Raw genomic sequence first — 13378 nt, 5'->3', positions numbered from 1 at the left:
CGGCCGGAGAAAGCTCCGCACCTCGCAGCGCCTCCCCAACCGCCGCGGGTGACGACGGACCAGTGGCCGGACACAGGTGCGTGATCGACGAAGATCCTGCGGGCGGCCACGCTGCACTCTCCTGTGTCCTCGGCACAGTGCGGCGCGATTCTTAGCGCTGTGCGCACATTGTCGCGCCCCCGAGCAGGTTCCTAACCTCGAACCATGGCCCCGCTACGCGGCGTCGCGCCCGTCGGCGTCGCGATCCGCCGGGTCCCGCGCACCACGACCTGCCCCACTCCACGCACTCACCGACCCGAAGGACGACAGCATGACCAGCACACACCTCAGGGGCGCCGCCATGATGGCCACCGGCGCTCTCGCCGCGGTGGCGCTCACCGCGTGCGGCACCGGAAGCCCCGACACCGGGGACTCCGCCGATCCCGCCGACTACGTCTCCGGCGGCACCTTCACGGTCGCGCTCAACGACGATCCCGGTAACCTCTCGCCGCTGACCGGATCCTCGCTCGTGCAACGTGCGCTCGTGCCGTACGCCTACGAGTCGCTCGCGTTCACGACGGAGGACGGCGAGTTCGTCCCGTGGCTCGCCGAGAGCTGGGAGGAGACAGCCACCTCCATCACCTACACGATCAAGGACGGCATCACCTGCGCGGACGGCTCCCCGTTCACCGCGGAGACGGTCGCGAACAACATCGCCTACCAGGCGGGCGCCGAAAACGGGACGTTCTGGCACGGGTCCAACATCACCCCGGGAATGTCGGCGACAGCCGACGGCGACACCGTCACGATCACGAGCGACACGAACAATCCGTTCATGCTCTCCTCCACCGGCGCCGTCGAGATGGTCTGCCAGTCCGGGCTCGATGATCCCGACTCGCTCGCCGATGCCACCGACGGCACGGGGCTGTTCGCCCTCACCTCGGCCTCGCCGGGCAGTGAGTACGAGTACACCAAGCGCGACGACTACACGTGGGGCCCCGAGGACATCACGAGCGACACCGTGGGGCTGCCCGACACGATCGTCGGAAAGGTCGTCGCAGACGAGTCGACCGCGGCGAACCTGCTGCTCTCGGGCGACCTGAACGCGGCCTCGATCGCTGGCACGGACGCGACGAGACTGGATGCCGCCGGACTCGCCTCCAAGGGCGTCCCGAACCCGATCGGCCAGATGCTCTTCAACATGCGACCCGATCGGGCAAGTTCGGAGCTCGCCGTTCGCAAGGCGCTCAGGCTCGCCCTCGACCGGGAGACCATCGGCGAGCTGGTCACCGACGGAAAGTACCAGGAGTCCACCTCGCTCATCTTCCAGTCGCCCTACCTGTGCACCGCAGGCGGACCGAAGTGGACGCTGCCGGACGTCGACGTCGATCAGGCGGCCACGATCCTCGACGACGCGGGCTGGGAGCTCGGCGCCGACGGCAAGCGCGAGCGTGACGGCAAGCCGCTGACCATCCGCTTCCTGTACGACGCAGGCACCCCCAGTCACGGCGCGGCCGCCGAGGAGGTGCAGGCGGAGTGGAACGAGATCGGCGTGACCACGGAGCTCGTCGCGGAAGACCCCGCCGGCTGGGCCCAGGACATCTGGACCGTGTACAACTGGGACACCGGCTTCATCCAGATCAACCCGTCGACCCCCGTCGTCCTGAGTCTGTTCTATTTCGGCGACTTCGCCGAGAACGGCGGCTACAACTTCCAGGGCTCCGACAACGCCGCGTACAAGGAGCTCGCGGGCGAGGCGTTCCAGGCGCCGGATGCCGACACGGCGTGCGACCTGTGGCAGTCTGCCGAGAAGGTGCTCGTGGACGACGTCGAGTCGTTCCCGCTCGCACAGGCCGACATCCCGGTGTACTTCAGCGGCGCCACAGCGGAGCTCCCGGGCTCCATCCAGCCGCTGACGATCCGGATGCTGGGCTGATCGCCCCGCTGGAGGACACCCGCATGACGCTCTCCCCTGCCCCGGCCGCCGCCCCCGCGCCCACCGCGGCGGCCGGCGCGGGAGAGAGCCGGGTGCGCGCATTCGCCTCCTCCCCCCGGCTCGCGTTCGTGGCCCGTCGGCTCGGCCGCGCGATCATCTCCCTGGCGATCGTGCTCGTCGCCGCGTTCTTCATGGTCCAACTCGTGCCCGGCGACCCGGTGCGCGCGGCGCTCGGAACGACGGCACCGCCGACGAGCGTCGAGGAGTTGCGCCACGCTCTCGGTCTCGATCTGCCTCTCGGCGAGCAGTTCGTCCGCTACGTCCAGGGGCTGTTCACGGGAGACCTCGGCACCTCGATCAGCTCCCGACGCCCGGTCGGCACGATCCTCGCCGAGCGCTTGCCGACCACGCTGTTCCTCGCCGTCGCATCCTTCCTCATCGCCGCCGTCGGCGCGTTCCCGATCGGGGTCGCCACCGCGGTGTCGGCGCGCGGCGGACGGCACCGCATGGCGGATCTGGGGGTCTCCGGCCTGCTCGGCCTCATGATCGCGGTGCCCAACTTCCTCATCGCCGTGCTGCTGATCGCGGTGTTCAGCATCGGCCTGCAGTGGTTCCCGCCCGCCGGCTGGGGCTCCCCCGACCAGGTCGTGCTTCCCGTGGCCGCGCTCGCGATCGGCCCGCTGGCCTACCTCGCCCGGATCGTACACGTCGAGATGCTGCGCGTCCTCGACGAGCCCTACATCACGACCGCCCGCAGCAAACGGCTGCCGCCACGCGACGTCTACGTCCGGCACGCCCTGCCCAACATCGTCACGGCCGTGCTCACCGCGGGCGGCGTGGTCCTCGTCGGCCTCGTCGCCGGCACCGTGCTCATCGAGACCGTGTTCACGATCCCCGGCATCGGCTCGACGATCGTCAGCGCCATCACCCTCAAGGACTACCCGCTGATCCAGGGCGTGGTGCTCGTCTACGCCTGCCTCGTGCTCGGCGCCAATCTGCTGATCGATCTCGCACTCGCCGTGGTCGACCCGCGCTCGACGATCGCGGAGGCCTGATCCATGACCATAGATCTGCGCCGCCTCGTCGCGACTCCCCAAGGCATCGCGGTGCTCGCAGGGGTCGTGCTCGTGCTGCTGGCGACGCTGTTCGGCGACCTCGCCTTCGGCGATGCCGCAACCACTCGAGACATCCCGAACCGGCAGCTGGGGGCGAGCCTCGCACACCCGTTCGGCACCGACGAGCTGGGGCGCGACCTGTTCGCACGCGTCGTCGTCGCGACCCGGCTGTCGGTCCTGCTCACGCTCGGCGGCACCGCCATCTCCCTCGCGGGCGGGATCGTGCTGGGCGTGGTCGCGGCGGTGCTGCCGGTGCGGCTACGACGACTGGCGTCGGGGTTCATCGACATCCTGCTGTCGTTCCCGTGGTTGCTGCTCGCGCTGTTCTTCTCCGTCATCTGGGGCGCGACCGCCACGGGCGCCATGCTCGCGATCGGTTTCGCCGGAATCCCCGTCTTCGCCCGGCTCGTGACCACGCTCGCCTCCTCGGTCGCCTCGAGCGACTACGTGCACGCCGCCGGCATCCTCGGCGTCTCACCGTGGCGCACCGCCACTCGTCACGTGCTGCCGAACATCCTCCCGCCCCTGGTGGTCAACACCGCCGCCCATGCCTCGGTCACCCTGCTCTCGTTCGCCGCACTGTCCTTCCTCGGTCTCGGCGTCCAGGCGCCGGAGTACGACTGGGGGCGTCTGCTGAACGAGGGCGCCCGCCGCATCTACGTCGACCCGATGGCGGCGATCGGCCCCGGCATCGCGATCGTTCTCACCGGCATCGTCTTCTCCCTGCTCGGCGAAGTGCTCAGCGAGTCGGGGCGGGTGCATCGCGTTCGTGAGGTGCTGCGCCGCCGCCGCTCGGACGAGCGCGTCGCCGAGCCCGACGACACCGACCCGGTCGCAGAAGTGCGCGGGCTCCGCGTCGCCTTCGACGACGGCGCCGGCGGCCTCGTCGAGCGGGTCCGCGGCGTGGATCTCACCGTGCAGCCGGGCGAGACGATCGGCATCGTCGGCGAGTCCGGGTCCGGCAAGTCGGTCACCGCGATGGCGCTCGCCGGACTGCTCGGGCCCGAGGCGGCGGTCACGAGCGAGCGCCTCGTGTTCCGTGGCGTCGACATGACGGCCGTGCCCAATGCCGCCGAGCGCCGTCGGCTGGGTCTCGAGCAGGCGATGATCTTCCAGGATCCGCTGAGCTCGCTCAATCCGGCGCTCACGATCGGGCACCAGTTGCGCGAGGCGAGCGAGGTGCACGCGCGGATGCCGAGGACGCAGGCGATCCGGCGGGCCCTCGCGGCCCTGACGCTCGTGCGGATCCCCGACCCCGCGCGACGACTCGCGCAGTTGCCGCACGAGCTGTCCGGCGGCATGCGGCAACGCGCGATGATCGCGATGGGCCTCATGGGCACGCCACGGCTGATCATCGCCGACGAGCCGACGACCGCGCTCGACGTGACAGTGCAACGAAGCGTGCTCTCGGCGCTACGCGACGCGCAGACCACCACCGGGGCCGCCATCGTGCTCATCTCTCACGACATCGCACTGGTGAGCGGCTTCTGCGACCGCATCGTCGTCATGCGAGGCGGGGAGGTCGTCGAGCAGCTCCCGGTGAACCGACTCGACGAGGCGCAGCACTGGTACACGCGTGCTCTCATCGCGTGCGTGCCCGATATGACGACCGACCGGTCGCGCCCCCTCCCGGTCATCGAGGCGGAGACCCCCACCGGGTCGATCGCGACGGTGCCGGCCGACGAAGGATCGGAGGCCCGCAGATGAGCGGACTCGAGTTCCGTGGTGTCAGCGTGCGGTACGGCCACGGCGCGGCCGCCATGGTCGCCGTGGACGCCGTCGATCTCGTCGTGCGTCCCGGCACGACGCATGGGCTGGTGGGCGAATCGGGCTCGGGAAAGTCCACCATGGCGCGCATCGCGGTGGGACTCGCCCCGATGAGCGGCGGCAGCATCCTGCTCGACGGCGTCGACATCGCCTCGCGCGACCGCGCCGCCAGACGCGCGCGCAGACAGGTGCAGATGGTGTTCCAGGACCCGCTGGCCGCTCTCGACCCGAGGATGCCGGTGGGTGCCTCCATCGCCGAGGGCACGGTCGCGACCGGGCGGGAATACCCCCGTGCTCAGCTGCGCACCCGGGTCTGGGAACTGCTCGAGCGGGTACACATCGATCCTGCGCGCGCCGGCGACCCGCCGGCGGCGTTCTCCGGCGGGCAGCGACAGCGCATCACGATCGCCCGTGCCCTCGCGGCGGAGCCGAGCGTGCTCATCGCGGACGAGATCACCTCGGCGCTCGATGTGAGCGTGCAGGGGGTCGTCCTCAACCTGCTGCGCGAGTTGCAGTCCGACCTCGAGCTGACGATGCTGTTCATCTCGCACAACCTCGCCGTCGTGCGCTACGTCGCCGACGAAGTCAGCGTCATGCGCCACGGACGCATCGTCGAGCACGGCGCGACCGCGTCGGTGCTGGCCGAGCCCGCCGACCCCTATACACGCGAGCTGCTGCGATCCATCCCCGTGATGGGCGAGCCGCTCGATCTCGCTCTGGACGGGTCGGCATGACCCTCCTGCTGCGCGCCGCCCGCATACCCGGCCGCTCCGCTCCCGTCGACGTGCTCGTCTCCGGGGACCGCGTCACCAGGGTCGCATCGCGCATCCGGGAGCCCGCGGCACGCGTCGTCGATCTCGACGGGCGCTTCCTGCGCCCCGGACTCTGGGACAGCCACGTCCATTTCACGCAGTGGGTGATCGCCCGGGCGCGCGTCGACCTCGCGTCCGCCTCGAGCGCCGCCGAGACCGTGGACCTCGTGCGCAGAACACTCCCCGGCCGCACGGAGGAGGTCGTCGTCGGGTACGGCTTCCGCGACGGATTGTGGCCGGACGCACCGACTCGCGACGCGCTCGACGCCGTCGCTCCCCGGCGCCCGGTCGTGCTCGTCTCCGGCGATCTGCACTGCGGCTGGCTCAACAGCGCCGCCGCGCGCCTGCTCGGAGCGGCACTGCCCGCGGACGGGGTGCTGCGGGAGGCGGAGTGGATCGGGACCCTCGATCGCCTGGACGCGCAGACCCAGCCACGCCTCGAGCACTACCGCGACGCGGCCGCCGCGGCGGCGGCGCGGGGCTTGGTCGGCATCGTCGAGTTCGAGAACGCCGACAATCCGCGGTTGTGGCCCGAGCGCGTCGCCGCGGGGGTGACGACGCTGCGCGTCGAAGCGAGCGTGTGGCCCGACCGGCTCGAGCAGGTCATCGCACGGGGGCTGCGCACGGGAGACCGGCTCGAGGCTTCGGGGCTCGCGACGATGGGCCGGCTCAAGATCGTCGCCGACGGGTCGCTCAACACCCGGACCGCCTTCTGCTGGGATCGGTATCCCGACATCCCGGCCGACCATCGGCATCCGTTCGGCATCGAATCCGTCGCCCCCGCCGAGCTGGAGCGCATCGTCGCGCGCGCTCACGCCGCGGGCATCCTGCCCGCCGTCCACGCGATCGGCGATCGCGGGAACACCGAGGTCATCGACGTGTTCGAGCGCCTCGGCATCGCCGGCACGATCGAGCACGCACAACTGGTGACCACGAGCGATCTCGCGCGGTTCGGGCGGCTCCGTCTGACCGCGAGCGTGCAACCCGAGCACGCCGTGGACGACCGGGACGTCGCCGGGCGCCACTGGCGGGGCCGGACGGACCGTGCGTTCGCCTTCCGTTCGCTGCTCGACGCCGGCGCGACCCTCGCGCTCGGCTCCGATGCCCCGGTCGCACCGTTGGACCCGTGGATCTCGATCGCCGCGGCGGTCTCGCGCACGCGAGGGGGCCGTCCCCCCTGGCATCCGGAGCAACGACTCGACGTCGGGGACGCGCTCGCCGCTTCTTCGCGCGGGCGCCGCGCGGTGGTGGCCGGCGAAGTCGCGGACCTGATCGTGCTGGAGTCCGATCCGCTCGCGTCGGGCGCCGCGGACGGCGCCACGTTGCGTACGTTCCCCGTCGCCGCGACGCTGCTCGGCGGTCGCTTCACCCACACCACCCTGGAGGGCTGATGCCCGCGTTCACGACACAGACCGGCGTCGAGATCTACTACGAGACGAACGGTGACCCATCGGACCGGCCTCTCGTACTCGTCCACGGCAGCGGGGCACAGCTCATCGGGTGGGACGACGAGTTCGTCGCTCAGCTGGTCGATGCGGGGTTCTACGTCGTGCGCCCCGACAACCGCGACGTGGGTCTCAGCCAGATGACGGCCGAGCGCCGCGATCTCACGGCCACCTATGACCTCTCCGACATGGCGGAGGACGTCGTCGCGCTGCTCGATGAGCTGGGTATCGCCCGGGCACACCTCGCCGGCATGTCGATGGGCGGCTACATCATCCAGCTCGTGGCGATCTCGCACCCCGATCGGGTGGCGAGCCTCGCGCTGATGTCCACCTCGGCATCCAGCGCTCCCGAGTTCCTCGCCTCGGCGCCGGGAGACGGCAAGCCGGTCGAGAAGGTGCCGCGGCTGTTCGGTCGTGCCGCCTACATCGCGATGTTCGTCGCCGGTCAGCGCCAGCTGGCCTCGCCCGGCTTCGCGTTCGACGCGAAGGAGTCCGCCGCGCTCGGTGCGCGGTACTACAAGCGCAGCTTCCGCCCCGACGGCGTCGCGCGACAGTGGAACGCGCTCCTGCGCGGACCCCTCGAGCGGCGGGAGGCGCTCGGCGCCGTCACCGCGCCGGCCATCGTCATCCACGGTCTGCAGGACCCCGTACTGCTGCCGTACGCGGCGGCGACGCTCGCGGAGATCCTGCCGGCCGCCGAATTGCAGCTGTACCCGGAGATGGGCCACGACGTGCCGCGCGAGCTGTGGCCGGACTTCGTGCGCGCGTTCGTGCGCGTGGCCGACCGTGCCGCGGCCGCGGACGCCGTCGACGGCGGGGAGGACGACCCGAGTCATGCGTGAGAACCCGCAGTACGCCGGCGGTGGACTGGCGTGGGCGGCCGACCTGCTCCGCGCCCACCCGTGGGCGACCATGGTCTCGAACGGCGCCGGGGGCGCAGGTCCCGTCGTGTCGCACTACCCGTTCCTGGTGGAGTCGCTCACCGTCGGCGGGGACGCCGCGGACGATCTCGTCATCGTGTCGCACGTGGGCCGTCCCGACGAGCGCCTGCACCGACTCGGCGAGCAGGAGCTGTGCGTCGTGGTGTACGGCCCGAACGGCTACATCTCGCCGAGCTGGTACGAGGTGCCGGTCGCCGTGCCGACCTGGAACTTCGCGACCGCCCACCTGTACGGTGTGCCCGAGATCCTCTCCGACGCGGAGAACCTCGAGGTCCTCGACGCTCTCGTCGCCCGCTTCGAGGCCCCGCTGCCGAACCCGTTCCTCATGCGGGGCACCCTCGAGAACGCGGAGTATGCGGAGCGCATCGTGCACGGCACCGTGGGGTTCCGCATGCGCGTCACCCGCGCCCTCACGAAGGAGAAGCTGAGCCAGGACAAGCCGACGCCGGTGGTCGAGCGGATCGTCGCGGCCCTTGAAGCTCCCGGCCCGTATGAGAACCCGCAGCTGGCGGCCCGCATGCGCGACGTGCGCCGCTGACCCCACCGGGCGCGGCCCGAACCGGCTGAATGCGCCCCACGCTCAGCGCGCCACCGCGCCGAGCATCCGCACCCGGCACGCGAGCTCGACGGCGAAGCGGGTGTCCGGGTCGTCGAGGTCGAGCTGCAGTGCCTCGCGAATGCGCTTGAGCCGATAGCCGACCGCGTTGGCGTGCAGATGGAGCTCGCGTCCGGCATGGACGAGCGAGTTGTTGTGCGACAGGTACGCGAGCAGGGTCTTCACCGCAGTCGTGGCGCGCTCCTGCCCGAGGGCGTCGAGCGGTTGCAGGATGTCGGCGAGCAGCTTGCGACTGATCGGCGACGCGAAGAAGTCCAGCAGCACCCGCCGCAACCCCGTCACATCGGTGAGCTCGACACCGCCGGGTCGGCCGGACGCGATCGCGGACTCGGCGGCGATCCGCGCCTCCGCAGCCGAGAGCCGCAGCCCCACCGCCCCGATCTGCGGAGTACCGAGCCCGAGCGTGTACTGCCACCCGGCACCGGCGAGGGTGCGCGCATGCTCCTGGATGCGCGTGCCGACTTCGCGCAGTCGTCGCTGATGGTCCGCAGCGCCGTGCTCCTCGGTGCTCACCAGGATGAGGTCGTCCTGCAGGAAGGCGACGTGCCAGGTCTCGTCGCGACCGTCGACGAGCTGCAGCGCGAACAGCTCCAGCGCCGGTTGCACGCTGCGGGGCGCGGCGGCTCCCGGGTCGGTGGCGTGGGAGGGCCGAAGCCAGGCCACGACGTGCGACTGATGCAGCGGAAAGCCGAGGCGAGCCGCCTGCCCCATGAACGCCTCGACGCGGCTCGACTCGGCGAGCACGAGCTCCACGAGCAGGTCTGCGCGCGACTGGCTGCCGGCATACCGATCCCGCATCCGACGCTGCGCGGTGCGCGACAGCAGCGAGGCGATGACGGGCAGGGCGACGGATGCCGCGGCATCCCCGTCAGGCGCGACGAGCCGGCCCACCGGCACTTCGCCGATGCAGACCGCGTCACTGTCGAACCAGCTGAGCGTCGGGTCGTCGACGACCTCGAGCCGCGCCCCGAGCGTCACTCCCGCCGCCTCGAGCACCGCCTCGACTGTCGCGTCCGGCGCCCCGGCAGCGGCTGTCGCCGATGCGATCGTGTCGGCGGCACGCATCATCGCCTCCGACGCGCCACCGGCGAGCAGCCGATCGACCGACATCGCGAGGTCGGCCGCGGGAACTCCGGGGGCGGCGAACACCGGCACCCCGCCGCGGTCGGCGAGTGTGGCTGCGGTCTCGGGCATGGCCAGATCGGTCGTGAACACCAGTCCTGCCAGCCCCCGGGCGCTGGCCTGCCGCAACGCGATGTCGAGCCGGTACGGCGCGGGCGTCTCGTCGCCGGGAACGATCACGAGGGTCGAGCGCGGGACGCTGCTCAGGCGCCCCAACACAACCACGTCGACGCGATCGATGACGGCGGCACCCGAAGGGCCGGCGTCGTGCCGGATACCCAACCGCCTGGACTGATCGACGAGATCCGAGATCGTCAGCTGTGCCATGGGCACAGTATGTCGCGTTTCTCTGACTTGCAGAACCATAGGCGCACCACAGGTGCGCCCATATGGTGGAAGCCATGGCCCTACCCCCCATCGACGCGCCCCCTCGTTTGACGTCGATTGCGGCGTCCGACGTCGCCGCTCTCGCCGCGGGCACCGCGATCTTCGGCACCGGCGGCGGCGGGGCGGTCTACAACGCCCAGATCGCCGCGGAGCTGTCACTCGTCGAACACGGCCCCGTCGACGTCGTGACCGTCGGCGAGCTCGGCGCCGACGACCTGGTCATCTCGATGTCGGGCATCGGGGCACCGACCGTCGGCATCGAGATGCTGTCGGCGAACCATCAGATCCACAGCCTGATGCGCGAAGGCGAACGGGCCGCCGGGCGGCCGATCACGACGCTGATGCCCGCCGAGATCGGCGGGAGCAACGGCATCGGACCGATCGGCTGGGCGGCCCGGCTGGGTCTGAAGATGCTCGACGGCGACGGGATGGGGCGCGCCTTCCCGGACGCGGCGATGGTCGCGATGAACGTCGCCGGCGTGCCCTGCGACTTCGCCGTCATGAGTGATGTCGTCGGCAACGTCTCCGTCATCAAGACCGTGGATCTGCACTGGATGGAACGCCTGGCCCGGGCTCTGACGGTCGCGAGCGGTTCGATCTGCCTCGGCGTGCACTACCCGCTGACGGCCGAGACCGCCAAGGGAGCCGTCATCGAGGGAACGGTCAGCGCGGCGGCGCGCGTCGGTCGCGCCCTGCTGGAGGCCCCCGAGCCCGTGGATGCCGTCGCCCAGGCGGTCGGCGGCGTCATCCTGCTCCGCGGCAAGATCACCGACCTGGACCGCCGCACCGAAGCCGGGTTCGCTCGCGGGTCGGTCACGATCGCGGGTACGGGAGCGGACCGGGGGCGGCTGCAGCGGCTCGAACTGCAGAACGAGAACCTCATCGTGCTCGAAGACGGCGAGGTGCTCGCGAGCGTGCCCGACAACATCACGATCATCGACGCCGAGACGGGCCAGGCGATCACGACCGAGTCGCTGCGTTACGGCCAGCGCGTCGCCGTGCTCGCCTGGGCGTGCGACCCGCTCTGGCGCAGCCCCCGGGGTCTCGAGCTCGCCGGCCCGCGCGCCTTCGGCTACGACCTCGAGTACGTCCCGTTCGATCCCACGACCGCGCGGAGGGCTCTGTGACGGCACGCAGCGAGACCCGCACCGAACGCGATCTCTCGATCGGCGTCGACGTCGGAGGCACCAACACCGACGCCGTCGTGCTCGACGGCACGGGCCGGGTGCTCGCACACACCAAACAGGCGACGACCGAGGACGTGACCGGGGGAATTCGGTCCGGCATCGCGCAGGTGCTCGCCGAGATCGCCGGAAAGCGGCATCGCGTCTCCCGCGTCATGCTCGGCACCACCCACGCGACCAACGCGATCGTCGCCCGTCGGGGACTCGATCGGGTCGCCATGGTGCGCCTGGGCGCACCGGCCGCGACCGAGTTCCCGCCGCTGCTGGGGTGGCCGGACGAGCTGTCTTCTCTCGTGCTCGCGGGCTCGGCGATGATCCGCGGCGGTCACATGGTCGACGGCACCCCGATCGCGGCGCTGGACCGCGACGGCATCCTGCGCTTCCTCGACGGTCTGGACGGCTTTGACGCGGTCGCCGTCGCAGGCATTTTCAGCCCGTCGACCCCCGACCAGGAGCAGGAGGTGGCCGAGCTCATCCGGGCAGAGCGCGGCGCCGACACGCGCGTGTTCCTCAGTCAGGACATCGGCCCGATCGGGCTGCTGGAGCGCGAGAACGCGACAGTGCTCAACGCGGCGCTCTACTCGGTCGCACGCACGGTGACCGAGGCGCTCGTGACCGTCGTCGCGGAGGAGGGCCTCGATGCGGTCACCTTCTTCGCGCAGAACGACGGCACCCTCATGTCGCTCGAGTACGCAGCGCAGTATCCCGTGCTCACGATCGGATCCGGTCCGGCGAACTCGATCCGCGGCGCCGCCTACCTCTCCGGAACCGAGGACGCCATCGTCATCGACGTGGGCGGAACCACGTCCGACCTCGGCGTCGTCGTCCACGGCTTTCCACGCGAGTCCACCCTCCCGCGGGAGATCGGCGGCGTACGCACGAACTTCCGCATGCCCGACATCCTCAGCCTCGGCATCGGCGGCGGCACGATCGTCGACCCGTCCACCGGTGCCGTCGGACCCGATTCGGTCGGCTACCGCATCGGCACGGAAGGGCTGCTGTTCGGCGGAGCCACTCCTACTCTGACGGATGCCGCGGCTCTCGCGGACACGGTGATCGCCGGTCGCCGGCTGCCGTCACAGCCGCCGAAGACCCAGGACACGCTACGGGAGGCCCTCCAGGTCGCGCACGGACGCCTGGAGGAGGCCGTCGAGCGGCTCTCTCTCGGCCGCGTCGACCTGCCACTGATCGTCGTCGGCGGTGGCGGGTTCCTCGTGCCCGAGGAACTGCCCGGAGTGAGCGAGGTCATCCGACCCGGGCACGGCGACGTGGCCAACGCCGTCGGTGCCGCGATCGCGCTGGCCGGAGGACGCGCCGACCAGCTCGCGGTGCTCGGTGAACGCGAGCAGGCGATCGCGGCTGCCTCCGAGACCGCGATCGCGCGAGCGATTCAAGCGGGCGCCGACCCGCTCGAGGTCGCGGTCGTCGACGTTCTCGAGACGCCCGTGACATACACCGACCGTCCGACGGTGAAGGTCAGCGTGAAGGCGGCCGGGCCGCTTGCCCGCCTCGGCGAGCGGACGGCTGCTCGTGCCTGAGCTGCTCGCCGATCTCGTGATGCTGCGGCGCGCCCTGCACGCCGATCCCGAAGTGGGGCTCGACCTGCCGCGCACGCAGGCGCGGCTTCTGTCCGCCATCGACGGTCTGGGCCTCGAGGTCGAGACCGGGCGCGAGCTCAGTTCGATCACCGCCGTTCTGCGCGGCGGCAGGCCCGGTCCCGTCGTGCTGTTGCGCGCCGACATGGACGCGCTGCCGATCGTCGAGGCGACGGGGCTGCCGTTCGCGTCGACCAACGGCGCGATGCACGCGTGCGGCCACGATCTGCACATGGCAGGCCTGGTCGGGGCGGCGCGACTGCTGGCCGCCCGGCGCGACGAGGTGCCCGGCACCGTCGTGTTCATGTTCCAGCCTGGCGAAGAGGGCTTCGCCGGTGGCCGACTGATGATCGACGAGGGAGTGCTGGATGCCGGCGGCGCACGCCCCGTCGCCGCCTACGCCGTGCATGTCGACAGCGTCACTCCGGCGGGCGTCGCCGTGACCCGCGGGGGACCGATCATGGCGAGCGCGAGCGCGC

General features: G+C 71.2%; 11 protein-coding genes. 10 read left to right on the top strand and 1 reads right to left on the bottom strand.

The annotated features are described in order from the left end of the window. Window positions 1-310 precede the first annotated feature (310 nt). Genes WBP48_RS11140 through WBP48_RS11110 form a run of 7 tightly spaced genes read left to right on the top strand, consistent with a single transcriptional unit; the run spans window position 311 to window position 8533 of the window. Window positions 311-1915, top strand: a complete 1605-nt coding sequence (locus WBP48_RS11140; RefSeq protein ID WP_424440388.1) for an ABC transporter substrate-binding protein — start codon at window positions 311-313, stop codon at window positions 1913-1915. Between the two features lie 23 nt (window positions 1916-1938). Next, the gene (locus WBP48_RS11135) at window positions 1939-2970 is read left to right on the top strand and encodes an ABC transporter permease (RefSeq protein ID WP_424440385.1); all 1032 of its coding nucleotides are present in this window, start codon (window positions 1939-1941) and stop codon (window positions 2968-2970) included. A gap of 3 nt (window positions 2971-2973) precedes the next feature. Then, the gene (locus tag WBP48_RS11130) at window positions 2974-4737 is read left to right on the top strand and encodes a dipeptide/oligopeptide/nickel ABC transporter permease/ATP-binding protein (RefSeq protein ID WP_424440382.1); all 1764 of its coding nucleotides are present in this window, start codon (window positions 2974-2976) and stop codon (window positions 4735-4737) included. Continuing rightward, entirely contained in the window at window positions 4734-5531 is a 798-nt protein-coding gene (locus WBP48_RS11125) for an ABC transporter ATP-binding protein (protein ID WP_424440379.1), read from the top strand. Before WBP48_RS11130 ends, WBP48_RS11125 begins: the two co-directional genes overlap by 4 nt. Then, window positions 5528-7000 (top strand): amidohydrolase, encoded by a 1473-nt coding sequence (locus WBP48_RS11120; RefSeq protein ID WP_424440376.1) that lies wholly within the window; start codon window positions 5528-5530, stop codon window positions 6998-7000. The genes WBP48_RS11125 and WBP48_RS11120 overlap by 4 nt, the downstream gene beginning before the upstream one ends. Continuing rightward, the gene (locus tag WBP48_RS11115; protein ID WP_424440373.1) at window positions 7000-7896 is read left to right on the top strand and encodes an alpha/beta fold hydrolase; all 897 of its coding nucleotides are present in this window, start codon (window positions 7000-7002) and stop codon (window positions 7894-7896) included. Before WBP48_RS11120 ends, WBP48_RS11115 begins: the two co-directional genes overlap by 1 nt. Further along, window positions 7889-8533 carry an FMN-binding negative transcriptional regulator gene (locus tag WBP48_RS11110; RefSeq protein ID WP_424440370.1) on the top strand — a complete coding sequence of 215 codons (645 nt, stop codon included), beginning with the start codon at window positions 7889-7891 and terminating at the stop codon, window positions 8531-8533. Before WBP48_RS11115 ends, WBP48_RS11110 begins: the two co-directional genes overlap by 8 nt. A 42-nt stretch (window positions 8534-8575) precedes the next feature. Here WBP48_RS11110 and WBP48_RS11105 read toward each other — a convergent pair whose 3' ends face one another. After that, window positions 8576-10060, bottom strand: a complete 1485-nt coding sequence (locus WBP48_RS11105) for a helix-turn-helix domain-containing protein (RefSeq protein ID WP_424440367.1) — start codon at window positions 10058-10060, stop codon at window positions 8576-8578. Between the two features lie 74 nt (window positions 10061-10134). Here WBP48_RS11105 and WBP48_RS11100 point away from each other — a divergent pair, with 74 nt between their 5' ends. The 3 genes from WBP48_RS11100 to WBP48_RS11090 form a co-directional block, all read left to right on the top strand. Then, window positions 10135-11247 (top strand): DUF917 domain-containing protein, encoded by a 1113-nt coding sequence (locus tag WBP48_RS11100; RefSeq protein ID WP_424440364.1) that lies wholly within the window; start codon window positions 10135-10137, stop codon window positions 11245-11247. Beyond that, complete coding sequence (locus WBP48_RS11095) at window positions 11244-12842, top strand: hydantoinase/oxoprolinase N-terminal domain-containing protein (RefSeq protein ID WP_424440361.1); 1599 nt, start codon at window positions 11244-11246, stop codon at window positions 12840-12842. The genes WBP48_RS11100 and WBP48_RS11095 overlap by 4 nt, the downstream gene beginning before the upstream one ends. Before the next feature lie 19 nt (window positions 12843-12861). Next, window positions 12862-13378, top strand: a 517-nt coding sequence (locus WBP48_RS11090; protein ID WP_424440391.1) for a M20 metallopeptidase family protein, incomplete at its 3' end; no start/stop codon positions are given.

The sequence above is a fragment of the Microbacterium sp. genome (assembly GCF_049661145.1).
Lineage (GTDB): Bacteria > Actinomycetota > Actinomycetes > Actinomycetales > Microbacteriaceae > Microbacterium.
This window is presented reverse-complemented; position numbering and strand designations above follow the sequence as displayed.